The 24,803-nt window shown below is 54.8% G+C and carries 19 protein-coding genes and 1 tRNA gene; 6 read left to right on the top strand and 14 right to left on the bottom strand.

Annotated elements, in window-relative coordinates; genetic code table 11:
• Window positions 1–60: 60 nt before the first annotated feature.
• Together I2G69_RS01335 and I2G69_RS01330 are read left to right on the top strand one after the other, a co-directional pair.
• The gene (locus I2G69_RS01335; protein WP_087232766.1) at window positions 61–1,260 is read left to right on the top strand and encodes a tRNA(Met) cytidine acetate ligase; all 1,200 of its coding nucleotides are present in this window, start codon (window positions 61–63) and stop codon (window positions 1,258–1,260) included.
• 78 nt (window positions 1,261–1,338) lie between these two features.
• Window positions 1,339–2,268 (top strand): hypothetical protein, encoded by a 930-nt coding sequence (locus I2G69_RS01330; RefSeq protein ID WP_087232763.1) that lies wholly within the window; start codon window positions 1,339–1,341, stop codon window positions 2,266–2,268.
• A 70-nt stretch (window positions 2,269–2,338) separates the two neighbouring features.
• Here the strand turns inward: I2G69_RS01330 and upp are convergent, their stop codons facing one another.
• From upp to I2G69_RS01300, 6 genes are all read right to left on the bottom strand, one after another.
• Complete coding sequence (gene upp, locus I2G69_RS01325; RefSeq protein ID WP_087232760.1) at window positions 2,339–2,971, bottom strand: uracil phosphoribosyltransferase; 633 nt, start codon at window positions 2,969–2,971, stop codon at window positions 2,339–2,341.
• 95 nt (window positions 2,972–3,066) lie between these two features.
• Window positions 3,067–3,510: a ribose 5-phosphate isomerase B gene (gene rpiB / locus I2G69_RS01320; protein WP_087232757.1), complete on the bottom strand. Its 444-nt coding sequence runs from the start codon at window positions 3,508–3,510 to the stop codon at window positions 3,067–3,069.
• Between the two features lie 24 nt (window positions 3,511–3,534).
• Window positions 3,535–4,965, bottom strand: a complete 1,431-nt coding sequence (locus tag I2G69_RS01315) for a transglutaminase domain-containing protein (RefSeq protein WP_195560068.1) — start codon at window positions 4,963–4,965, stop codon at window positions 3,535–3,537.
• Between the two features lie 17 nt (window positions 4,966–4,982).
• Window positions 4,983–5,696 carry a tRNA (adenosine(37)-N6)-threonylcarbamoyltransferase complex dimerization subunit type 1 TsaB gene (gene tsaB, locus I2G69_RS01310; RefSeq protein ID WP_087232751.1) on the bottom strand — a complete coding sequence of 238 codons (714 nt, stop codon included), beginning with the start codon at window positions 5,694–5,696 and terminating at the stop codon, window positions 4,983–4,985.
• A complete protein-coding gene (gene tsaE, locus I2G69_RS01305; RefSeq protein WP_087233061.1) occupies window positions 5,693–6,130 on the bottom strand; it encodes a tRNA (adenosine(37)-N6)-threonylcarbamoyltransferase complex ATPase subunit type 1 TsaE in 438 nt (145 codons plus the stop codon). Before tsaE ends, tsaB begins: the two co-directional genes overlap by 4 nt.
• Before the next feature lie 10 nt (window positions 6,131–6,140).
• A complete protein-coding gene (locus I2G69_RS01300; RefSeq protein WP_087232748.1) occupies window positions 6,141–7,808 on the bottom strand; it encodes a formate--tetrahydrofolate ligase in 1,668 nt (555 codons plus the stop codon).
• A gap of 239 nt (window positions 7,809–8,047) precedes the next feature.
• Here I2G69_RS01300 and I2G69_RS01295 point away from each other — a divergent pair, with 239 nt between their 5' ends.
• From I2G69_RS01295 to I2G69_RS01280, 4 genes are all read left to right on the top strand, one after another.
• Window positions 8,048–8,668 carry a stage II sporulation protein M gene (locus I2G69_RS01295; RefSeq protein ID WP_195560067.1) on the top strand — a complete coding sequence of 207 codons (621 nt, stop codon included), beginning with the start codon at window positions 8,048–8,050 and terminating at the stop codon, window positions 8,666–8,668.
• Between the two features lie 122 nt (window positions 8,669–8,790).
• Window positions 8,791–9,492: a response regulator transcription factor gene (locus tag I2G69_RS01290; RefSeq protein ID WP_195450455.1), complete on the top strand. Its 702-nt coding sequence runs from the start codon at window positions 8,791–8,793 to the stop codon at window positions 9,490–9,492.
• Window positions 9,467–11,560, top strand: coding sequence for a sensor histidine kinase (locus I2G69_RS01285; protein WP_195560066.1), 2,094 nt, complete (start codon window positions 9,467–9,469; stop codon window positions 11,558–11,560). The genes I2G69_RS01290 and I2G69_RS01285 overlap by 26 nt, the downstream gene beginning before the upstream one ends.
• Window positions 11,561–11,774: 214 nt before the next feature.
• The gene (locus I2G69_RS01280; RefSeq protein WP_087232737.1) at window positions 11,775–12,932 is read left to right on the top strand and encodes an FtsW/RodA/SpoVE family cell cycle protein; all 1,158 of its coding nucleotides are present in this window, start codon (window positions 11,775–11,777) and stop codon (window positions 12,930–12,932) included.
• Between the two features lie 182 nt (window positions 12,933–13,114).
• On the opposite strand, the gene I2G69_RS01275 is transcribed toward I2G69_RS01280, so the two are convergent.
• The 8 genes from I2G69_RS01275 to I2G69_RS01240 form a co-directional block, all read right to left on the bottom strand.
• Entirely contained in the window at window positions 13,115–18,451 is a 5,337-nt protein-coding gene (locus I2G69_RS01275) for an alpha-L-fucosidase (RefSeq protein WP_195560065.1), read from the bottom strand.
• 231 nt (window positions 18,452–18,682) lie between these two features.
• Window positions 18,683–19,306 (bottom strand): DUF6514 family protein, encoded by a 624-nt coding sequence (locus tag I2G69_RS01270; RefSeq protein WP_195450452.1) that lies wholly within the window; start codon window positions 19,304–19,306, stop codon window positions 18,683–18,685.
• 421 nt (window positions 19,307–19,727) lie between these two features.
• Window positions 19,728–19,811 (bottom strand) — tRNA-Leu (locus tag I2G69_RS01265).
• A gap of 94 nt (window positions 19,812–19,905) precedes the next feature.
• Window positions 19,906–20,496 carry a toprim domain-containing protein gene (locus I2G69_RS01260; protein ID WP_330610096.1) on the bottom strand — a complete coding sequence of 197 codons (591 nt, stop codon included), beginning with the start codon at window positions 20,494–20,496 and terminating at the stop codon, window positions 19,906–19,908.
• Between the two features lie 10 nt (window positions 20,497–20,506).
• Window positions 20,507–21,565 carry a DNA polymerase III subunit delta gene (gene holA, locus I2G69_RS01255; RefSeq protein WP_191395246.1) on the bottom strand — a complete coding sequence of 353 codons (1,059 nt, stop codon included), beginning with the start codon at window positions 21,563–21,565 and terminating at the stop codon, window positions 20,507–20,509.
• The gene (locus I2G69_RS01250; RefSeq protein WP_195560064.1) at window positions 21,565–23,754 is read right to left on the bottom strand and encodes a ComEC/Rec2 family competence protein; all 2,190 of its coding nucleotides are present in this window, start codon (window positions 23,752–23,754) and stop codon (window positions 21,565–21,567) included. Before I2G69_RS01250 ends, holA begins: the two co-directional genes overlap by 1 nt.
• Window positions 23,755–23,813: 59 nt before the next feature.
• On the bottom strand, window positions 23,814–24,335 hold the full coding sequence (locus tag I2G69_RS01245; protein ID WP_191362275.1) for a phosphoribosyltransferase family protein: 522 nt from the start codon (window positions 24,333–24,335) through the stop codon (window positions 23,814–23,816).
• Window positions 24,336–24,425: 90 nt separating this feature from the next.
• Window positions 24,426–24,764 carry a histidine triad nucleotide-binding protein gene (locus tag I2G69_RS01240; RefSeq protein WP_191362252.1) on the bottom strand — a complete coding sequence of 113 codons (339 nt, stop codon included), beginning with the start codon at window positions 24,762–24,764 and terminating at the stop codon, window positions 24,426–24,428.
• Window positions 24,765–24,803 lie beyond the last annotated feature (39 nt).

Below are 24,803 nucleotides of genomic sequence, written 5' to 3'. Positions count from 1 at the left end.
CAATATGGTATTATTATAATAGTACAAGAATCGAACAAATTCAAGGAGTTTTCCAAGGAAATGCAGATTGCTGGAATGATTTGTGAATACAACCCCTTTCATTTGGGGCATCTTGCCCTCGTCGAGGAAACGCGCCGGCAGGGGGCCACGCATATTGCCGCCGTTATGAGCGGAAACTACGTGCAGCGCGGGGAACCGGCCCTGCTGGAAAAGCGTATGCGGGCCAAGCAAGCGCTGCGCTGCGGCGTGGATCTTGTGGTGGAACTCCCGCTTCCCTGGGCCATGAGCACTGCGGAAACATTTGCGCGGGGCGGCGTCTTTTTATTGGATTGCCTGGGAGCAGACGTCATCAGCTTTGGAAGTGAATGCGGAAACGCAGCCCTTCTGATAAAAGCGGCAAAGGATTTGCTTTCTCCAGAATTTCCGCCGCTTTTGCGGGAAGAACTACAGAACGGATGCACCTTTGCACGCGCGAGGGAACGCGCCTTAGCGCGCTTGTCCGGCCCAGAAACCGCCGCAGTCCTGCAAACCCCCAACAACACTCTGGGGGTGGAGTATTGCAAGGCGCTCCTGTCCCAGTCCTCCCCTATGCGTGTGTTTACCATGCAGCGGGTTGGCGCTTCGCACGATTCCTTCACTAGCGACGCCGAAACCGCCAGCGCCAGTTATATCCGTTCCCTCGCAGCGGGAGGCATGGATTTTGCCCCCTATATGCCCGTCCCCGCAGCGGAAATCCTTCAAGCAGAATTGGATGCCGGTCATGCGCCCGCCTCCTTGGAGCGGATGGAACGCGCCATTCTGGCCAAACTAAGAACCATGGAACCGGAAGCTTTTGTCTGCCTTCCCGATATCAGCGAAGGGCTGGAAAACCGGTTGTATGCCGCGGCTCGAAAGGCCGCTTCCCTGGAAGAGCTCTATGCTTTGGTGAAGACCAAGCGCTATCCCCTGGCGCGGATCCGCCGGTTGGTTCTTTCCGCCTTTTTGGGGGTCACTAACGCGCTCACCCAGAGCTTTCCCCCTTATGTGCGGATTCTTGGCATGAATCCCCGTGGGGCGGAAATTTTACATGTATCAAAAATGACGACAAAACGCCCGATCATCGCCAATTCATCGGACATTTTATCTCTTGACAATATTGCGCAAAATGTGATTGAATTAGAGAGCCAATCCACGGATGTGTATTCCCTCTTTTTGCCAAATCCTTACCCGTGCGGGCTGGAATGGACTGCGGGAATATGCAAAGTGTGGGACAACATGTAGCTTCCTTTCCAGCATGATTCCGTCTCTTTTGTGGAGCTACCGCAAGAAGAAATTCCAATTTGAAGGACGTGTCATTCTTTGGATCTTAAGGAAATTGATTTCGAAAACTATGGAAAGTGCGTGCAGCTGTCCAATGGGGTCATTGATCTTGTGGTAACCATCGATTGTGGACCGCGCGTTGTACGCTTTGGATTTATTGGGAACGAAAATATTCTGTACAACGACTTGGATCGCAAATTTAAAGTGCAGAACGAATTTATGGACGATTACTATTCAGAAGGCGCTGCCTGTTATTTTTATGGCGGCCACCGGCTGTGGCTCGCCCCAGAACGGATGCCGGAATCCTACTTTCCAGACAACGACCCCGTCATCTACGCCCTGCTTCCCGACGGTGTGACATTTTCCTCTGCCAAACAGAAAAATAACGACGTGCAAACCCGCCTGGAAATTGTGATGGGGGATAATACCTCGGACGTCATGCTGGTCCACAGTGTAAAGAATTTTTCGAAAGAACGGCAGATGCTGTCTCTCTGGCCGATCACCATGGTGCGCGGCGGCGGCCTGGAAATCATCCCGCAGAACCGTGCCGACGAGGACGACGAACTCCTGCCAAACCGGGTGCTGACATTTTGGCCCTATACGGACCCGCGCGACGAGCGCCTCTATGTTGGCAACCGCTTCCTCACCCTACGGCACGACCCCTCGAACGGCCGGCCGCTCAAACTGGGCACAAACAATACGCTGGGCTGGGCCGCCTATGTTGACCGGACGTACACGCTTATCAAGCACTTCGTATACTCGGATGCCGCCTATCCCGATTACGGCAGCTCCTTCGAGACCTATTGCAATGGGGACTATCTTTCGATGGAAACCATGAGCCCACTTTATCAGATCGAAGCGGGCGGCGCGCTCCGGCACGTGGAAAACCTTTCCCTGTTCCGCACCTACAGCGATGTGCATCCCACCGATGAAGACAGCATCCAACACTATATTGAAAATTTAAAATAGAATTACATTTCCATATAGAAACACCGGCAAGCTTGTCGCTTGCCGGTGTTTCTTCATTTCTTCCTAAATATCAAAGCGTTCCAAAGATACGGTCGCCCGCATCGCCCAAGCCCGGGACAATATAGCCGATCTCATTGAGATGATCGTCCACCGCTGCGCAGTAAATCTGCACATCGGGATGCGCCTCAGACAGCGCCTTGACGCCCTCGGGCGCCGCAATAATGCACATGAATTTGATGCTCTTGGGATTGCTGCGCTTGACAATGCTGATCGCATCAATCGCAGATCCACCGGTCGCAAGCATGGGATCGAGGACGATCACATCGCGTTCCGTGATGTCCTGCGGCAGTTTGTTGTAGTATTCCACCGGCTGGAGCGTCTTGTGGTCGCGGTAGAGGCCGATATGGCCCACCTTAGCAGCTGGCACCATTTCCAACACGCCCTCCACCATGCCGAGGCCTGCGCGCAGGATCGGCACAAACGCCAATTTCCGGCCAGCGATCACTTTGGTGGTCGCCTCGCCCATCGGCGTCTCAATGTGTACTTCCTGGAGCGGAAGATCGCGCGTCGCCTCGTAGCACATCAGCATAGCGATCTCGCCCACCAGCTCGCGGAACTCTTTGGAACCCGTATTCTTATCGCGCAGGAAGGTAAGCTTGTGTTGAATCAACGGATGGTCCATGACAAAAACCTGATTTTCCATTTGTTTTCCCCCATTTATATTCTGTAATGAATAACGTCCTATAATTTCGCAAAGGGAAATTTTGCCGCAGGACGGCCCCTTTCCCTGCTATCCGTTTACAGCTCTCCGCGTTCCACCGCAGCGATCTGATCGACCCTTCTCTGGTGGCGGCCCCCTTCAAATCCGGTCGACAGGAAAATCTTTACAAACTCTACCGCCTTTTGCTCGTCGATCACCCGTCCCCCCATACAGAGGACATTTGCGTTGTTATGGCGGCGGGTCATCTCCACACAATAAGGATCTGAGCACACCGCCGCACGAACGCCCTGCACCTTGTTGGCCGCCATACTCATGCCAATGCCCGTACCGCAGCACAAGATCCCGAACTCGCCCTCGCCGTTTGCAACCCCATGCGCCACCTTGGAGGCGATGGGTACATAGTCGACCGACTCCGTATCAAACGTGCCAAAGTCCTTGCAGGCGATGTGATTCTGCTCCAAATAGTTTTTGATTGCGTCTTTCAATCCGACGCCGCCGTGATCGGCTCCTAATAAAATCATCAAATTCCTTCTTTCTATCGTTTCTCAGGCAACCCGGACCGAAAATTGCGGCACAGGCGTTCCCCCGTTTGGGGTCGCGTAAATGTAAGTCTGCGTCCCGGAAGCGTTTGCCGTAGCCGCAGCCGTAACCGCATAGATCGCATAGTTGCCGGAGGTTTTGGCCAATTTCACACCCACAATGCCATCCCCCGAACTGACATAGGGCAACACCAGGGGTCCAGAGCCATTATAGGTCAGTTTAAAATAGTAGGTCTGGCCGGGGTTCAAGGTAAGCTGTCCGGTGGTATCGCTCTGATAAAGGTCTCCCTGGACTGTCAATGGGAACCGCGTGCTTCTTCCGCTTTCAGCAATGATTTCAATCTCCGTGTTTCCCTGCTGGAGCCCCTCCAACTGGAAATAATACGAGCCGTCTGTCTCTGCGCGCAATAACTTCACGCGCGCAACATTGCTGTCCACCGGGCGGGCGACCACAATCTGGTTGGGCGAAGCGTTCACCTTGAACACATAGGTTGAACCCTTTTTACAAGTATACGAAGAGGTATCCACCGTCAACGCCGTATTCGAACGGTATTTTGTCTCCATCTGGGAGATGAACTGCCTCCAATCCATGTTATCCAAGATGGTGCTATAGGCCGGCGATGGCATGTGCTCCCAATTCCTGTGCTGGTTTTGGTTGTTTCCTGCCTTCATGTCGCTCGTCAACAGCATATCGACCGAATACCTGCCCGGCCGGTCCGGCGCGCTATCGTCCCAAGTGACGTCCACATGGTACCAGGTCCCGTCGAGCTGCACCGCGTTCCAGGCGTGGTTCATGGGGTCGCTCTCCACAATCGCACACGGGATCCCCAGCTGCTGCATCAGCAGCTCAAACGCCAGAGAGTATCCCTGGCAAACCGCCCGGCGGCTCACCAGCGCGCCGTAAGCGGTATAAGAACTTCTCGGAATAGTATCTGTCTGATAGTTTTCATAATCATAGGCACAAGTCAAAGCAAGATAATTATGTACCTGCACCACCTTTTCGGTCGCCGTCATATTCGGGTCGATACAGGAGAGCGCAGCCTGCATGGATTGGGTCAGCTCTTCCCGCATCGTCTGGACGGTCGCCGGGTCGTATGTATTGCGTGGGATCATATCGACAACAATCCCGCTCCGGTTGACATGGAACGTACATCCCTCAACATAGAAAAGCCAGGGGTCTTCCCGCAAGATCGCGTCGTACAGATCGGAAAACTCCTGCTCCGTCAGCCCGTATTGTCCTAACTGAACGGACTCGCTCATATTGGACAGGGCCTGATGGATCGCATCCTTTGCCTGATCCAGATTGCTTATAGAAACCTGTTGCACAACAGATTGTGGGGCAGCGGCCGGTATAGTTGCTGCGAACGCTGCTGGACTCCAGCTGGAGGTCAAAAGGACGGCGGCCAAAAGGGCGCTAACAATTGGCCTTTTCTTCATCTTTATCCCCTTTCCGGCTACATTTGGGCAGCCTGCCGTTTTTTCAGTTCCCGTTCGGCCTGCGGCATCCGCAGGTAAACAGGGGCCAAAGCCGCAGCAGTTAGGGTTTCTCCTCGCTCGAACAAGTCCTTTGCAACCTCTGCAACCCCCCAAGCGCGTTGGTACAAAAGGGGTTCCGGCGGCAATTTTGCGCCTAAAGCCTGCAATCGTTCTTTATTATAGCACAATTTTGCGCCGTCACCAACCAGAAACAGCGATTTTCCTCTTTGCATCTCCTCTAACTCTGCAGCAAGATCCTCAATCGAAATCGCGCGGTCCTCTGTCAGACGCGTGAGCGTTCCTCTTTCTGCCAGAAACAGCGCATTATACACCTGCCCGCATCGGGCATCCATCACCGCACAAACCAACCCCTCCAGGTGCGCTAGGTTGCGTGCCATGGCCTCCAACGTGGAAACCCCTGCACAGGGCTTCCCCTGGGCCATGGCAAGTCCCTTGATGCTGGCCACGCCGATCCGGACCCCGGTAAACGATCCGGGGCCCGCCGAAACAGCAAACAGGTCGATGCTTTCCAAGGGCACACGCGCACAGTCCAATACGCCGCCGATCATCGGCATTAACGTCTGGCTATGGGTCAAGCGTGTATTGGTGAAAAACTCCCCCAGTAGGCTGCCATCCTCCCAAATTGCTGCGGAGGCAGCCCCTGCCGAGGAATCAATTGCAAGAATCCTCAAAGAATCATCCCTTCCATGTTCAGTCCGTCGATCTGGAACACCCGCTCGTCTTCCGCCGCACCGCGCGAAATCGCAATGCGCACCGCGTTTTCCGGCAGGGCGTTTTCAATGTTTTCACTCCACTCAATCACCAACACGCCGCCGCATTCCAGATAGTCAAAAAAGCCGGTGGAATAGAGATCGTCCCAGCCGTCCACACGGAACATGTCAAAGTGATAGATGGGCAAGCGCCCATGGTATTCATGTACCAGCGCGAAGGTGGGGCTGGAAACGCCCGCCTCCACGCCGAGTCCCCGCGCCAGGCCGCGCGTCAGGGCGGTTTTTCCCATGCCCATACCGCCAAACAGCGCCAGCACCTCTCCCCCGGAAAGCCGTTGGGCGATGGCCTCGCCCAGCTTCTCCGTTTCCTCTGGGGAATGGGTCGTATAGGTCAAATTTCTCACCTCAGAATAAACCAGATATTTTTCCGGATGCATCCACATCGATCCGCTCCGCCGCAGGACGCTTCGGCAGGCCGGGCATCGTCATGATGTCCCCCGCATAAGCGACCACGAAGCCCGCGCCGTTGGAGAGGCGCAGGTCCCGGATGGTAATTTGGAACCCAGCCGGGCGGCCCAACAGCGCTGCGTTGTCCGAAAGCGAATACTGTGTCTTGGCGATGCAGACCGGCAGCGCATCGCCGCCGAGCGCTGCAATCTCCTTGAGCGCTTTCTCCGCCTGGGCTGTATAGGTAACCCCATCGGCGCCGTAGATTTCCTTTGCGATGGTTGCAATCTTTTCGCGCACGGGCAGATCGCCCGCATAAATGGGGTGGAAATCGGAGGGCTGCTCTGCGGCGGCGCACACCTTGCGCGCCAGTTCCATGCCACCCTCGCCGCCCTTGGCAAACACCTCGCTGAGGGCAAAATCCGCGCCATTTTCCTTGCAATACTGCTCAATATATGCAAGTTCCGCATCCGTGTCCGAGTCAAAGCGGTTGATCGCCACGACCACGGGCACGCCGTACTTGCGCATGTTCTGGATATGCGCGCCCAGGTTGACGATCCCCTTCTTCAGGGCTTCCAGGTTTTCGTTCCCGGTCTCCGCCTTGGGGACCCCGCCGTTGTATTTGAGCGCACGGGCGGTGGCAACCACCACAACCGCGTTCGGGCGCAGCCCCGCCAAGCGGCATTTGATGTCAAAGAATTTCTCTGCGCCGAGGTCGGAACCAAACCCCGCCTCAGTGATGCAATAATCCGCCAGTTTCAACGCCAGGCGTGTCGCGCGCACGGAATTGCATCCATGGGCAATGTTCGCAAACGGGCCGCCGTGCATAATCACCGGCGTTCCTTCCAGCGTCTGCACCAAATTGGGGTTGATCGCGTCGCGCAGCAGCGCCGCCATGGCGCCCTCCGCTTTCAAGTCCTTCGCATATACCGGTTCGCCGTCCAGATTATACGCCACCAAAATGTTCCCCAGGCGTTCCTTCAAATCCGAGCTGTCGGCAGCCAGGCAGAGGATCGCCATCACCTCGCTGGCCACCGTGATGATAAAGCCATCCTCGCGCGGAATCCCATTCATTTTTCCGCCGAGCCCCACCACCACGTTGCGCAGGGCGCGGTCGTTCATATCGAGGCAGCGTTTGATCAGCACACGGCGCTGGTCGATGCGCAGCTCGTTCCCCTGCTGCATGTGATTGTCGAGCATGGCGCACAGCAGGTTGTTTGCCGAAGTCAATGCGTGCATATCACCGGTAAAGTGGAGGTTGATATCCTCCATCGGCACCACCTGTGCATAACCGCCGCCGGCCGCGCCGCCCTTGACGCCGAACACCGGCCCGAGGGACGGCTCGCGCAGGGCGATGACCGCATTCTTCCCGATCTTTGCCATTGCTTCGCCCAGCCCCGCCGTTGTGGTGGTCTTTCCCTCTCCCGCAGGGGTCGGGTTGATCGCGGTCACCAGGATCAGCTTTCCATCCTTTCGATCCTTGAGGCGGTTGTAAAGCGAGTCGTTCAGCTTCGCCTTAAACCGGCCGTACGGTTCCAGCTCTTCTTCCCGGATCCCAAGGGAAGCGGCGATCTCTGTGATGGGTGTCATCTTGGTCTGTTGAGCAATTTCAATATCCGTCAGCATTCCCATTCTCCCTTCAAATCGCGCGGTCTTTTCCGTTCAACCGCGCTCTAAATCATAGAATTATCAAAATTATACCACAACCATGCAAGGGAGAAAAGGGATTCGCGAATTGTTTCGTGCGTCGACTTCTTTTTGGGATTATGTTATAATAAAACCTCGTACCGTCCGCGTAAGTTGCTGTTTCTTTTATTTTGGGTGGTACCTTCCCGTTCCAAACAACCAAAAGGAGGAGTTTTACGATGTGGATCGTCAGACAATACCAGGAAACCGGGCGGTTTTTCCGGAAAAAGCTATTAAAGCTCTTTTTGATCCTGTGCATCTGCTTCGCCGGCCTTTGTGTGCTTTCCGGCATTTGGCTGGCCAGCGAAGAAGCGTTGTTAAACGAATTCGTCCAGCAAATCGCCGCTGGTTTTGAAGAAAAAGGACTTTTTGATGAAGGCGGTATCTCGTTCTTTACCCTCTTGCTCAACAATCTTTATGCAGCTGGGATCTCTATTTTAATCGGCTGCATTCCGTTTTTCTTCCTTACAATCTTCCCCTTCTTTTCCAACGCGGTGGTGTTGGGAGCGATGGGAGCACTTTACCAGACCACCGGCATCGGGATGGGGGCGTTTTTGATAGGGATTCTGCCTCACGGCATTTTGGAACTTCCGGCCCTTCTGGTTTCTTTTGCCCTTGGCCTATATTTATGCTGGTCGCTCTCCTACAAAATCTGCTTACAGCGGGAGCGCTCGTTCCGGCAGGCGCTCAAAGAGGCGGGGCGCGTCTATCTGCTGGTCGTTGTGCCGCTTCTCCTGGCGGCGGCAGTGATCGAAACCTACGTGACCCCCGCACTGATGGGGCTATTTTTAGGTGTATAGGAAATCCGCTTTGAAACGGTTATCCGTAAGATTTCTTTAAGAAATCCATTTCGTTTTTTGTAAGGATTCTCCCTTATCATGATAGACACGGAACATACTTTGGGTGAAAAGGATCTGAGATTATGAATGAAGGCAGTATTTTGGTTGTGGACGACGATCGGGAAATTGTCCGCTCCATCGCCATCCACCTGGAAAAAGAAGGATATTCGGTGCTATGTGCATACAACGGCTTGGAAGCGCTGGACATGGTGATGAGCCAGCCGGTCTGTCTGATTATCATCGACGTGATGATGCCCAAAATGGATGGACTGTCCGCCATCATGAAGATTCGTGAAAAGCGCAACCTGCCCATCATCGTACTCTCCGCCAAAAGTGAAGATACCGATAAAATTTTGGGGTTGTCCATGGGCGCGGACGATTATGTGACAAAACCGTTCAACCCCATGGAATTGGTCGCGCGCGTGCGCTCCCAGCTGCGGCGTTATACCAGCCTGGGGGACATCCATGCGCAGCAGGGCAATCATGTGATTGTAAACGGGCGCCTGCGCTACAACACCGAGGAGCATATCCTCACCGCGGACGGCGAGCCGGTCAAGCTGACCGCCACCGAAACTAAGATCATCGACTTGTTTATGCGCAATCTCGGCCGAATCTTCCCCGCGGAGGAAATCTACCGCCGCGTTTGGAACGAACCTGCTTTTTCCGCCGAAAACACGGTGATGGTTCATATCCGGCGCATCCGCGAAAAGATCGAACTCAACCCGAAGGAACCCGAATATCTAAAGGTGGTATGGGGAATTGGATACAAAATTGAAAAAAAGTAAAGCAATCGTCAGCCTCATCAGTTTTTTCCTCAGTATGGGGATCTTGATCGCCACCGCCATATTCGGCATCTCTTTTCTGATGAACTATGATTATGCCATGCAGCAAATTAGCGATCTCAAACAAGAGGATTATCAGAATACCAATGCATTCCGGGCCGAACTTTCCCAGATGCTCAACCATATCCTGCACGTTATGGATACGCTGTCCTCTTCCGACACCGCCGCAGAGACGGAGCTGCAGGATTCCGTCTATTCCGATTCCGATGGAAACCGCTACTACTATTTTTCCGATGCCGACGATCCGTTCGGCCTGAACGCGGATACAGCGCGGAACCTGCTATATCAAATCGGAACAGCTTCCAATCGAACCGCCTATTCTAACGACACGGAGCACGAGAACCTCTATGAAGGCGATCTGCCGGAGGGATACAATTTCCGATTGATTTTCGACGGTAAAACCGTCTCCATCGAAAAGGACGGGGTGGCAGTCGATGTCTACGGGGACGGTTTTTACCGCAGCGACTCCGGCATGTGGAATGTGCCCGGATACGAAAACATGGCGGCCAACCCGGATTACGAGAATTTCCGCGTCTGCCTGGTCGCGCGCCAAATCCCTGTGGAGCCGGTGGACGGTTCCAGCGCGCTTTACGACATTCCCCAGCAGGGAAGGGAAACGCTTTTGTTCCTGCGCATCTGGTCTTGCATCATTGCTTTCTCTGCTATCCTGTTGGTTTTGGCGTTCCTTTGGCGAAAAGAGCGTCGGGAGCTGAGCCGCCGGATTGCCGCGCACACGGCCAACCTCTATTTCGAATGGAAGCTGGCGTTCGCCATCCTTGTGTTGTTCCTCACTACGGGGTTTGTCAGCGGTAGCATCCCGGGCAACGTGGTCTGTTTCCTGCTCTCCCTGCCCGGCTATTATCTGATTGCCATCGATCTGCGCTATAACCGCGGGAGTTGGAGGCGCAATGTCATCAGCACCATGTTGCGTCGCCGGGCCGAGTACCGAAAAACGTTCGAGCAAAAGCTGCCCCTGGAACGCCGCCTGCTCGAACGCTGGGACGATTTTATCAAGTGTGAGGCGATCACGTTCAGCGTAGGATTGGTCCTCAGCATTTTTACGGTAGGGCTGCTGGCTCCGGTCACCATTGCACTCATGGTATATTTTGCATATCGTTATGGGAAGCTGCACCGCCAACTGGCGCAGGACCTTGGCCGCCTGACCACACAGATCACCTCTGTTCAGCAAGGCAAAAATACCGCATCCTTGCTGCTCCCGCAGGATTCCGATCTGCGGGAGGCCGCCCATGCCCTAAACGATATTGAGCACGGCGTAAACACCGCTGTGGAGGAACGTGTAAAGAGCGAGCGCATGAAGGTGGAGCTCATCACCAACGTTTCCCATGACATTAAGACGCCGCTTACCTCTATTATCAGCTACGTAGATCTGTTGAAACAGGAGGAGACGCTTCCCGACCATGTAAAGGATTACATCAAAGTTCTGGACGAAAAATCCCTCCGCCTGAAAAATATGATCCAGGATATTTTCGACGTCAGCAAGGCGGCCAGCGGCAACATGGAACTCCAAATGGAGCCGTTGGACCTTGGCAAGCTGGTGCGCCAAACGCTGGCCGATATGGACGAAGCGGTCCAGGCTTCCCAGCTCCTGTTCCGGGTGGATATTCCCGACCAACCGGTGACGATCACCGCGGACGGCGGGCGCCTCTACCGCGTATTTCAAAACCTGATTTCCAACGCACTGCGCTATTCGTTGGAAGGGACGCGGGTCTTCGTCTCCCTCACCGAGGCGGACGGCTTCGCCTGCGTCGCATTGAAAAACATCTCCCGGTATGAACTCGATCCCAATGTGGATATTACAGAGCGCTTCGTGCGAGGGGACGCCGCCCGTACGACCGCAGGCAGCGGGCTGGGCCTCTCGATTGCCAAGAGCTTTACCGAAGCCTGCGGAGGGGAGTTTTCCATCCAAATCGACGCGGACCTTTTCACCGCACGAGTGACGTTTCCCCTCACGCCTCCCTCTATCACATTACAAAAGCCATCCGAAGCCTAACCCAATCGGTTTTGGACGATCGTTTGCTGCATACGATGGATTTTCTGTAACGATTTGTTTATTGTGGATTCAAAAATGCTATGCTATAATAAACGCATAGCATTTTTATTTGCCGACTGCCAGAAGGATTCGCGGCTATGCCGCGATTTCTTTATATACGGGCCTCGCAGCTATGTACACGGGGCTATAGAGACATAATATAAGGGGTACACAAATGGAACGATTGGGAAAATCCTTTTTGGATTATTTTAAGCGGGCGGACAAGTTCCTTTGGCTGGTGATGCTCGCAATTTCTGCATATAGCTTATTGCTTTTGAAAACCGTCCCTTCCCCTGCGGGAAGGCGTTCGTACTTCGCCACCCAGCTGATTGCCATTCTGATCGGCTATATCGGCGCCTGGTTGATTACCCTCATCGATTACCGGGATTTATCAAACCTATGGTATATCATCGCGGGCTTCTGTATTTTCCTGCTGATCTATACGCACTTTTTCGGCATCGCGGTGCAAAATTCTGGCGGCATCAATGCACGCGCCTGGATCAGCATCCCCGGATTGGGGACCTTTCAGCCGTCCGAGCTGGTGAAAATCGGGTTTATCCTCACCTTTTCCAAGCATTTATCCGTATTAAAGGACCGCGGTTTATTGGAGCGCCCATTGCATGTAGTTCTCCTGGGCTTCCACGCTTTGATTCCGGTCGCGGTGATGTTCCAGCTGCAGGGAGACGCCGGTTCCGCCGCCATCTTTTTCTGCATGTTCCTGGCGATGAGCTTCGGGGCTGGCGTGCAGCTCCGCTATTTCATCGGGCTGTTTGCCGCCATTGGCGTGGCCTTTCCATTCGTCTGGAGATACCTGTTGGACGACTACCAGCGGGACCGCTTCACGATCTTCCTGCATCCGGAGAGCGACCCCACGGGCAAGGGCTTACAGCAGTTGCAGGGAAAAATTTCGATCGGCAGCGGGCAGTTGTGGGGCCGTGGCCTCTTCTCGCCGGATTCGCGCGTACAAAAGGGCAGCGTCCCTGTCCAACAGAGCGACTATATCTTCTCCGTGGCAGGCGAACAGCTTGGTTTTATCGGCTGCATGCTGATTATCGTACTGCTCTTTCTGTTGCTGGTGCGCACGATCCACATCGCGCGCCATGCCACGGAACCGCTCGGCAGCAGCATCTGCTATGGATTCTTTGGGATGATCGCTTCCCAGATGGCGTTTAATTTGGGCATGTGCCTCAACCTTTTCCCCGTGATGGGCGTCACCCTCCCCTTTTTCAGCGCAGGCGGTTCTTCCGCTGCGTGCCTCTACTTTGGATTTGGCTTGGTGCAATGTGTCGCCATGCATAAGATCAATATGGACATTGTAAAGATCCACACATAACAATCGATCCAACGATACAAATCGAATTTACACCCGCACGATCCCCTATAACAAACAGAATCCCTGGTCCGGATATTGGACCAGGGATTCTGTTTTTATGCCCGGCTATTTGAAAGGATAGCCGTTAGAGCAAGGAAATGAAACCATCAAAGGTACTTGTGGGAGTACCTGTATGCTGCGCTTTATCCAACGTGTACCACACAATGCATCTGCGGGTTCTGCCCCGGCAGAGTGGTATATACGCCCGTGCTGCTTCCCGGGGCACCGGTCGCCCACACGCGGAAGTAGTAATCGTTGCCAATCTTTGCAACAAACTGCGTTTTCAACACTTCTCCGTTGCCCACGGTAAAGCTGGGAACGGCTGTTGCACTTCCCATCACGGTCATCTTGAAGCAGTACGCGCTGCCTCTCTTTACCGTAAACGGAAGCGTTGTGTCAGAAACCACATACACTTGCGTCTGTGCCACTGGGATATTCGGGATAACAGGAGACGTTGTGGCTGTAGCCGTACCAGTTCCAGAGGTGCTGCCGGACGAAGAACCGCCGCTGGAGCCTCCCGAATGGGAACCATCGTGCTTTTTCGTCTCCAACTGCCCAACTTTCTCCTCGACGTCGTCATAAGCGCCGGCCACCTGTTGGGGCGTTGCTTCCGGATCGTCCAAAACTTGCTTTGCTGCATGCACGGACGCGTTCAACGCCTGGACGGAAGCCGCTGTATAGTCGCTCAAGTCCATCCCTTCCACCTGTGCGATCAGGTCCTTCAGCGCGTCCCGATCCGGGATTTTGCGCAGATCCTTGATTGCCTGGGTGAGCGCCAAAGCCGCCTCGTCGACCGCCTCCTGTGTGACATCGCCCGCTCCCTGTTCCAGGATCGCCTCCGCTGCGGCAAGCGCTTCTTGGAAAGCCTCCTGCCCTTCCGGACGATACTCGTCCATATGGAGGGAATTCGCATAATCGACCAGGGACTGCAAGCTGCTCAGGTCTGCCCGGAAGACCAGCCGATTCAGGGCATCTTCCAGAGCCTGGTACGCTTCCTCGACGTCCGCTTTCAAAGCGTCGCCACCCTGTGCATAGACGTCCTGTGCGCTCTGGTACGCTTCTTCAAAGCCTTCGTAGCTGCTTTCGGTAAAGAGCTCGGGGTCAATCTCGGATGCAATCTCCAAGAGCTTTCCGAGGGAATCCACATCGCCCTTTTCAAATTCGAGATACTGAATCGCTTCGATCAGGCATTTCCACGCCTCATTGACCTGCGCCTGCGTCGCCGCATCATCCTCATATACCTCTTGTGCCGCAGCCCGCGCCTCCAGGAAATTCTCCCTTACTGTATCCGCAAGGCCGGCCAACTCTTCTTCCGTGACTGCATTTGCTACATCCAAAGCGGCCTTCAAAATGGTCTTATTGACCACCACAAATTGGAAATACAGCTTGGTATTTTCATTAGGCATGGTGACGGAGTACGTGAAACCGTCCGCCTCGAAGGGGACCGCTTCTCCATTGCAGGTAACCGCGCTGAATACACGGTCCACCGGCGTGAAGTGCAGCTGCAACGCTTCGTTCGCCATCACCTTTGCGCTGTAAACGCTGTCGCTATCTAGGATAACGCTTTCGACATTGCCCTCCACTTCCAATTCCGCGTTCTCATTCCACTGGACAAAGAAGAGGTGAGCGGATGGCTCCTGCTCAGGCTCCACAACCACGGTTGCCTCTGCCTGCAAATTTTCCGGGTTTTGCACGCCTTCCGGAAGCGTCAGGACGCCCGGAATCGTATAGGTGCCCGCCTCCGGCTGATAGCCGTCCTCTTCCCAGGCGACCGCCGCATCCGCCGTTGATCCATCGCTCAATGCAACTTCTACGGTTTCCGGCAGGTTCAGCTCTGCAAAGGGAGTCCCATAGGCGACGGTCTGCGGTTCCGGATTCGTCACAGAAATGACGGACAATTCCGGTTGTACAGCCGTAATCGTAAACTTGTCCAAATTGGCGGTGGACGTTTCATCGTTGTAGAATTTCAGACGGTCCACGCCCTTCTTGAGCTCGACCTGGATGGTCTGTTCGGCAAAGTTCGGATAGGTGTTTTCGCACGAAATACTGCCGGCGATGGTCTTGTCGAGGTTCTCATAATAGAGGACGTTCGGCGCTCCCGCCATGCAAGACAGCGTGATGTCATAAACGCCATCCGCGGGAACCTCCACCCAGAGGTTCAGCCATGCGTTGCCATGGTCGCCGCAATTGCCCAGCCAGCCGACGGCCTTCCCGCCGCTTGCATAGGAATTTTCCTCTACAAGGGCGCCCTCGCCGCCAAATTCCAGAAGCTCTGCTTCTACATGGACCGGTGTCACGTCCTGATTCAGGACAACGGGATTGTTCTCCCCGTAATGGTCCATCGCGCGGAAGGAAACTACAATCGTATGGTCTCCTGCAACGTCCTCAAACGTATAGGAGGAAACGGCACCGGCCGATTGGCCATCCACCAGGACGTCCGCCACCTCATAGCCGCGGTCCGCTGTCATGGTAAAGGTCTGCGAATCGCCTTCCTCCACAGAAACAGCCCCGGACGGGGTGATGATCCCGTGCTCTTCTGCGGAAGCGGTGATGGTATAGGTGTTCGCCAACAGATCCTTGGCCGTGAATTCAAATTTATCCAGGTTCGGGCCCGCATGGGAGTCCGCTGTAATCACCAGTTCGCCGGCCCCGGGCTCCGTGATGACCAGATCAAACTGGATCTCCTTATAGGGTGCGCTGCTGTCGCCATAGACGCTCACCGAACCGCTTTGGATGTGTTCGCCGCTCCAATTGATGGTGTTCGCCGTCGCTTCGCTGAGGCGGCCGCTTTGGTAACGGCAGTTCACCGTATACGTGCCGGCATTGGTTGCCACATAGGGCAGCTTGATAACGTTGCCCGGCTCCATCCAGCCGACTTTCTTGCCGTTGCTCGCCCCGTCATCCTCTTCGATCCGCACATATTTATCCCCGGAGATGGGAACCAGCGTAAAGAACTCCGCCTCAGCCAATTTGGTGCCTTCACTGGTTCTCGGTAGCACAAACGGGTCTTCCGCGGTATAGGCCGCGCGCGGCTCCAGCGCTTCCTGGGCATTCTGGAGATTCGTTAACGCCGTGCCGACCTGCTCGCCCGTCGCGTCCGGATTGTCATATACAGCCTGCGCTTCCTCGCGGGCCTGTGCAAAGGCCTCCCAAGTGGCGGGCGTATACCAGCCTTCGTTTTCTGCATTTGCGGCGTCGATCGCCGTCTTGAGCGCATTCTTGTCGACAAGGTCGTTGTCCTTGATGATGACGTCTGCGCGGGTATTAAAGCCCAGAATGGCGCCGCCGCCCGGGTTGACGATCTCCGCATAGAAGCGAAGGTCCCCAGTCACTTCGGTGTTTTCGATGGCTTCCACCGTTACGGTCGCTGTATCCTGGCCGTCTTCAAAAGTGACAGTTTTGCTCACATCGTTGTAATGCCGTCCGTGGACAGCGGTGTCCGGTGCGGTTTGGAAATCGACGGTCACTTCCCCGTCCGTTCCGCCCACGCGCTTGATGGTGACATCCTGTGTCCCAGCCTCGTTTACCGTATAGCTGGCCGGGTCAATCTCAAACATCCCTGCGCCCTGGTTGTCCAATACAAATGCAGCGTCCAAACCGGTCGCCTTATTCTTGCAGACCATGCGCACCGTATGCTCGCCATAGGGCAGGTCGTCCGTCGTATAAAGGATCTGTTTCAGCGCCCGGTTGGGCTGGTATGCGTTGGGCGTAGCCACCAAATCCCCATCCACGTACACATCCATGGTCCCGTGGTTCGGGTCCTTCGTGCCGACGATCCATGCCTTGGTGCCGGTAAAGGTGAAGCTGGCTTCCGCGCCGGGATTTGCCCACATACCGGTTTCGTTGACGCCGTCAATGGTCTCCAGATTCCAGTTGCCGCTCCGCGCAAATTCGCGGTCGTCGATCATCGACAACCCCTCGGGCATAACGGATTCCTGTTCAAACGCGCCCTCCGCTTTGAACACACCCACGTTTTCAATCAGCGGGACCGCCTGGGAACCGGTGATATTGATGCGCACCTGGTCGGCACGGACCGGTGTGCTGCGCACCAGGCGTTTTGCGCCGATGGTATAGCCGGAGCCAAACTCTTTCCAACCGGAATCGGTGTGTACGTCTACAGTAAATTCGGAGATTCGCTGTCCCAGCTTGATGTACTCCTCAATGGAGACGATGTCGAACAGCTTGGTCCCGCCCAGATCGATGGTAATGCTGCCGGTCGTTTGGCCGTCATCCATGGTCCAATAGGTGTCTGCATCGTCGTCCAGGACATTGGACGCGGCGTAGTCCGGGCTATTCCCGCGCACAGCGGTGGCCTCTGCGGTTACGCCGTCCTGTTTGGTCAGATCGGTGCGGAACGTATCCCGGATGGTCTCCCCCAGTTCCGCCACGCGGTCGACGAAGTCCTGCGGCAGGACGCCCGTTGTATCCGGGGGCACATTGAGCAGCAGCGGCTGGCCGCGTCCCACCGATTTAAAGTAGATGTCGGTCAGCTCCTCCATGCTCTTTGGCTGTTTGCCGGATTTCCAGAACCAGCCGGAGGTCAGGGAGACGTCGCATTCGCCGATGCTCCAAATATCGCCGTTGGGGTCGCCGCTGTTCAAATAGGCCGCTTCATCGCCGCCGTACGTATCGTAGTAGTTCCTCTGGCGCTGCTGATCCAGCTTTGACCAGCAGGGGTCCCCCGCCTTGCCGGATTCATTGCCGATCCAGCGGATGGTGGAACCGTACGGGCTGAACACCACTGCGCCGGGCTGGAGTTCCTCGATGAGGTCAAACCACTCCTGGAATTTGTAATGCTGGGCGGCGGCGCCGCTTCCCTTGGCGCCATCCATCCAAACCTCTACAAATTTGCCGTTGTTTCCATACTTCGGGTTTCCAAGCACTTCCCGGAGCTGATTCATGTAGTATTCGTTGTAATCGCCATTTGAATCCGTTTCCTCGTCCGTGCCGCTCCCGTATCCATAGGTGGGATTGTTGGCATCCCACGGGGAGAGATAGAAGCCCATGTCCATATCATACTTTGTGCACGACTTGGAGAGCCCCTCCAAAACATCCCCGGACTGTCCTCTGGCAGCCTGCGTTGCCTGGAAGTCGGTGCTGCTGGCAACGTCCTGCGTGGTGTAGTCGCTGTTCCAAAGGCAGAACCCATCGTGATGGCGGCCGATCATAATGATCCGCTCAAAACCCGCATCCTTCAGGGCTTTCACCCACTGGTCCGTGTCCAAGCCTGTTGGATGGAATACGTTTGGATTCTCCCGGCCGTTTCCCCATTCCACACCGGTAAACGTATTCACGCCGAAGTGGATGAACGCGGAAAGCTCTTCCTCATGGTATTGCAACTGCGTTTCCGTGGGGATGGGCCCCCAGGCCTCCGGGGGAGCCACATCATCCGCCGGCGCTGCCGATACAGGAAACGCCAACGGCTGCAAAGCCAGCATTGTGGCTACCAAGAGCGCCAGCCATTTTTTTACCTTCCTCACTCTTTCTCATTCCTTCCTTTTAAACGTTTAGCCTTTCGAATTTTCCATGCTGCCAAAAAGCTAACAAGTTGATTATAACATTTTCTATAATTTTCATCAAATAGTTCTCAAACAATTGTGTATATTATTGTATTTGTTTCTTGTACTTTTGCGGATTTTTCTCAATGATATAGTATGTTCGATATATGTGATTTTTTGAATAATGGAAGGATGAGAAATGTATTAGACTTTTTACCATTCATCGCCGCCCATAAAGTCCTCAAGAAGATCCATAAAGTTGTCATAGGAGACGAAATTCCGGTTCAATTGCGCCACGAAGCGTTCAACGGCCTTTCGGTCTGTTGAGAGGTCGGGGATCACTTTGACCCGTTCGGCACGCCCCATCGCGTAAAATGTAGCCTTTATCCCGTATACCCGAAGCCCGCGATACATCGTATCTTGACACCTGGAAGAAATCACCTCATAAAAGCTGTGGCGGATCAAACGAAGAACCTGCGCCACCAGGGATTGGACATAACTGCTGTCCAATTCGATATTTACAACATCGTTCAGAACCTGTAGCAGCGCCCGGGCGGCAGAACGGTTCGGCTCCGGAAGCGCTGGCAAATAGACATTGTGCAGATACCCGTTCATCCTCTCTGAGGATGGAGCTGCCAACAATTCCGGCAAATCCATTTCCAACGCATCCGCAACGCGCAGGAGGGTATTTAGATTTGGATTGGCCTGGGCCCGCTCGATTTTTCCTACGGAGGAAGGCTGCATCCCCGTCAGATCCGCCAAGTCCTCCTGCGTCATGTGGCGGCGTTTGCGCTGCCGTCGAATATTCTCCCCAATAATGGCTCGGTAATCTTCCATACAATCTCCTCTTTCCTGAACGTATCGTAATCATACTATAAATCTGGAAGTTTCACAAAGTCATAAAAAACCTATTTGTGTCGAAAAGATTGTTTTTATGGAATGATTTCGGGTGCAAAAGGAGCATATGGGCGGGGCATTCGCATCGTTCGGTTCAATCTGGTGGATTTGCCCTTCGCTGGAGAATGGCATTCAGTAAAGGGACTGGTATTAAGAAAAATACATCGATCTGCTGTTTGAACAAATTGGCAATGAAAAAGCCGCCGGTAAACCCGGCGGACTTTGGAGTTCCTATGACAAAATGGAAAGCCCATTTCTCTCTGTTGATCAAGTTTGCAAAATTGTTGATCAAAATGTTGATCGAACATAAAAAAAGAAACCTTAAAACCCAGCATTCATGCGGGTTTCAAGGTTTCAAACTTGGTGCGCGAGACGAGACTTGAACTCGTACGTCATAGACACACGCCCCTCAAACGTGCCTGTCTGCCAGTTCCAGCACTCGCGCATTCAGCGAGAATGATTATAGCATAGATTACAAGAATATGTCAAGACAAAATATCAATTTTTTTGCATTTTTTGGTCAATAGAATTCAGACACTCTACAATTCCTGCACCAGCTTATAGAATTCTTCATACCCCATCAAGCTGTTCAACACTTTGACCAGGGCATTGGGGGCCAAATGCTCCGGCAGCTTCAAGCGTTTCAACAGCGCCCGGCGCTTTTGCGTGCTGTTCTCCCCTCCGGAGAGCCCTGCCTCAAATAGGTCGGTCTTGGTAATCATCCGTTTGGGGCACGCCACTGGTTCCTGGCCGCAGGTGGCTCCCGCACGCTGCAACGCCTCCAAAATCACTTGGGCCGGCACGCCCTCCACGCCGAGCTTCCCCTCTTTGGAGGGTTTCTCTTTACGTTTCTCCTTGCCGAACATATCCGGCACATAGGCATGTTTGATCTGTTCCGCCGGGATGGAACTGGAAAGATAATTGCGGATGACAAAGCCGGCCCCGTCGCTGTCTGTCAGGACCAAAATCCCGCGTGTCTCCGCCAACCGGCGGATCATGGCCATCTGCTCCGGATCTTTAAAAATCTGAAATCCATTGGTCTCGATAATGACACCGTCAATTAGGGAAGACAGTTTGATCTTGTCATACTTTCCCTCCACAATCACGGCCTCTTTGACTTTCAGACGCACTGCGCTCCCCTCACTCTGCAAATTTTTCCCGTTCCGCGATCAAAAGCAACCGCGCAATCAACGTTTCCATCACCGTGCGGCGATTCCCCCGCGCGCTTTTTAACGCGACATCGGCATTTAAAAGCGCATCCAAACTTTCGCGCAACATCTCTATGGAAAATCTTCCGCCGTCGCGTTCCGCATTGCGCAGGCGGAACTCCTTTCCCTTATAGTCGAAATACTTTGCCGGTTCCAGGGCGCTTTCCCCACTCTGTACGGCCGCGCGCACGCGATACAGATCCAGGTAAGCCGTGGAAAGCACTGCCAGGACGGAAACCGGCTCCTCATTCTGATAAAAGAGCAGGTCCAAAATGGAATAGGCTTTGTCATATTGCCTTGCTAAAATGGCGCGGGAAAGCATAAAGACGGTGGTTTCAAAATTTTTGGTGACCAACTGATCGATCTCCCGGCGGGTGATCTCCTTTCCCGGTCCGACATAGGCGCAGAGCTTTTCCAATTCGTGAAAAAGCGCCTGCAGATCGTTCCCCGTATATTCGATGATCTTCCCCGCATCCGCGCGCGACAGTTCGCAATGGCGCTTTGCAGCGGCTGCACAGAGCATTTTTTCTGCGTCGGCTTGGGTTTTCCGCTTAAAGCAAACCGTATTTCCCGCTTTTTGCACCGCAGCCAAAAACTTCTTCCACTTCGCGGATTTTTTATAATCGATCTCGACGGACGGCAGATAAAACACCAAAACGGTACTCTCCGGAACCATCCCGATCAATTCATAAAGCTTCGAAAGGTCCGACGCACTGCGCGCCTCTACGTCGAGGTCGGACACCGCCACACATTTTCGCTCAGACAACAGCGGCACCGCCTCCACCGCAGCCGCCATTTCGTCGATGGACACGCTTCCGCCGTCCATCCGTTGCAGGTTAAAATCCTGAAACGCACCCCCGCAGGCTTTTTCGATCAGGCGGTTTGCATAGAGCTTGAGCAGGTATTTTTCCTCCCCGTGCAATAGATAAAGCGAGCCGAAGGTTCCTCGCTCGATCTGTTTCTTGAATTCGGTTTCTGTGATTTCCGGCATCATGCATCCCTCCTGATCCGGCAAGTTTGTCCGTCCGTGATTTCGATGGCCACTGTACCAAGTCCCGCTGTAGCCGTTACCTGTTGTCTTCCGGCAACCGCATCACCCACATCCGACTCGTCCATGGACAGCACCGTATATTCCGCTTCGATTCCCTCAACATCCTGTGCCAGCACTGCAAAATGGGGCGAGCGCCACGCCTCCGGCAAATTCTCCGCCTGTACACCGGCTGGGCAGAATAAAACAGTCACACCGTTCGCGTTCAACAAGGCCGCCCCGTTGACCATCTCCACAGAGATCGCGCTTCCAAGGGTCAGCTTTGCAGCCTCGCGGTACGGGTGTGTTTCTCCGATTTCCGCCGCCTCCGCTTGCAAAAAGTCGTCCATGTAGCCGGACGGCAATACCAGCCGGTCGGCCGGATAGTCCTCCAACACCTCGGCAGCGTTATGCGCTTCCTCTCCAAAATGGGTAAACAGGAGCATCCCATCCAGGGATTGCACCCCTCGCCCCTGTAATTCGTTCTCGAGGGACTGTGTGGAATATCCTTCGCAGCCGACCACCAGGGCATGCCCGTTGCGTGTCACCGCTACCGACAGCCCGCTCCCCACATCCGCCACTGCAATGCGTGTGATGTCCCGCCGGGAGACTTGATAGGAAAAGATTCCCGCCAACAGAAGAATGCAGGATAGCCAAGCGGCGGTACGCAAAAGCGGTTTGGAAGGCCCCATCCACACACATACCGCCAGCAGGATCAGCACAGCCGCAATCCATAAGAGCATGAACCCCATCGAGACCGGCAAACTGGCATAGGGAACCTGCGCAAGCAGATGGACAATCCCTTCCACAAGCTTTGCCAACCATCCCGCTGGAATGGCCAACGGCATCGCCGCCAACGTTCCCGGCAACAAAAGCTGGAGAAATGCCGCTCCCAATCCCAATTGGAGCAGCAATGTTGTCGGCCACAAAGCCAACAGGTTTGCCAGCAGCCCTACCGCGGATACGCTGCGAAACGTCAGCGCGATCACGGGCAGGGTAAACAGGGTCGCGCTGACACTCGTCGCCAAAACCAGGTGGACGGCATGGAACAGGCGCTTCCCATATTTAAAACCGGACACCCGCGCATCAAGCCAAGCTGTGAGCGGGTTGGAACACAGGATCAACCCCAGGGTGGCGGAGAAGGAGAGCAGCAACCCGACATCCGCACCGGCGTAGGGGCTGGTCAGGCACAGCACCCAAACCGCCAACCCCAGCGAATTTAGGGAATCCGCCCGGCGGGAGAGCAGTGTCCCCGCTAAATACAGCAGACACATGATACCACTCCGGGTCGCGGAGGGGACAAAGTCCGCCACCACCATAAAGAGCAGGACCCCAACGGAAGCGATGGCCGCACTTCCCTTCCGAGGGACCCGCAGGGCCAGCAGGCTGGCCAGAAGCAAATTCGCCACGGTGGTCATGTGCAGCCCGGAGACCGACATCACATGGGAAAGGCCGACGGTCCGAAAGTCCGCCGTAAGCTCCGGTGAAATACCGGAGGAATCGCCCATGAGGATTCCCTTTAAAAGGCCGGCTTCCTCCTCCGGCAAGATCGCCTCGACTGCTTTTCCAAGGGAAGCGCGCAACTCCTGCATCCAATGGGAAAAAGAGGCTGGCTCCTGTGGGACAACCGTATAGGGTTCATAGCTATACAGATAGGCACATGCGGCGATCCCCTGCGACGCATAGTAGTTCCGGCTGGAAAAGCCGTCCCCACCGCGCGGAAGATACACATGCACCTTTCCCTCCAAGCGGTCCCCGGCCTTTCCGACCACACTTTCCGGAAGGGAGAGGCGGATTCGGAAGTCCACGGGCTTCCCGTCCACGTTGTCCACCTGCACCGTACAATAGCGGTTGTCATAGGAGCGGTATGGCGCCTCGACAAAGGTGCCGGAAATCGCAGCGTCCGTATTGTCCAACGCCTCCCCGGGCGCAGTGACCGCCGGTGCCAGGGCCGCAAACCCGCCAAAGGCCAGGGAAGCCGCGCAGAGCGCCACCGGAAAGATGCTCAAGCGCAAGCGCGGAAGAAGCAATGTGACCCCCATGAGAAGCAACAGCACACAAGCCACCGGCAAAGCCCAAGCGGTCCCCAGAAAAACGGCGGCCACCTGCGCCAGCAGATACGTGAATCCAACCAGCGCAAATGGCCGCCGCATGTCCATTCCTCCTCAAAGAGGTTCCTTTTGTCCGCAGGGGACGTATTCTTTTGCCGTCCTTATTTCGTAAAGAGCGGCAGAGGCTCCAAATAGATGATATCCTTGCGGTCCGCCGCATCGCCTTCAGCGAGCACACAAGCGCGTCCCACAATATTGCCGCCGAACTGTTTGACCAGGTCTTCCATTGCGGCCAGGGATTCTCCCGTGCTGATGACGTCGTCCACAATCAGGACGCGCTTCCCATTCAGGCCCTTGTAGTCGTCCTCAGCCAAATAGAGCTTCTGCACATGATCCGTTGTGATGGACTTGACCTCCACATGGATGGGATTGCGCATATACGCCTTTACGCTCTTGCGTGCGACGATATAACGGCGGCAGCCCTGGCGCGCCATCTCATAGCACAGCGGGATTCCCTTGGTCTCTGCGGTCACCACCACATCGTGCTCCGGGCATTTCTCCAAAAGCGCCTTTGCAGTCTTTTCCGTGATTTCCACATCGCCCAGCATCACAAAACCCGCGATGTCCAAATGCTCGTCGATGGGGCAAATGGGCAGGTCGCGTTCACAGCCCGCGATCGTCATATGGTAATACTTGTTTTCACTCAAAATAATCCGCCTCTCTCCTACACGCCGCAGCGCGTAATCCGTTCCATTTCCGCTTCAAACCGGCCATCAGCCCGGAGGCCATGCCATAGAGCGCCCACCCAACAGGTGGAAATGCATATGCATCACGGTTTGGCCGCCGTCCTTGCCCACGTTGGTCACAACGCGCCATCCCTGCACAAGGTCCAATTCCTTGGCGAGTTTTGCCGCCACCGCAAAGATATGCGCCACAATCGCGCTGTTTTCTTCTGTAATGTCCGCTGCCGACTCGATGTGCTCCTTCGGGATCAGCAAAATATGTACAGGCGCCTGGGGATCCAGGTCGTAGAACGCCAGGATGCGGTCGTCCTCATAGGCTTTTTTGCTCGGGATCTCGCCCGCCGCAATTTTACAAAAAACGCAATCCAACGATTTTTCCTCCTTTCGCCGTCTTTTGATCCAAAAAGA

It is taken from the genome of Anaeromassilibacillus sp. D41t1_190614_C2 (genome assembly GCF_015558525.1).
Classification (GTDB): Bacteria; Bacillota; Clostridia; order Oscillospirales; family Acutalibacteraceae; genus Anaeromassilibacillus; species Anaeromassilibacillus stercoravium.
This window is presented reverse-complemented; position numbering and strand designations above follow the sequence as displayed.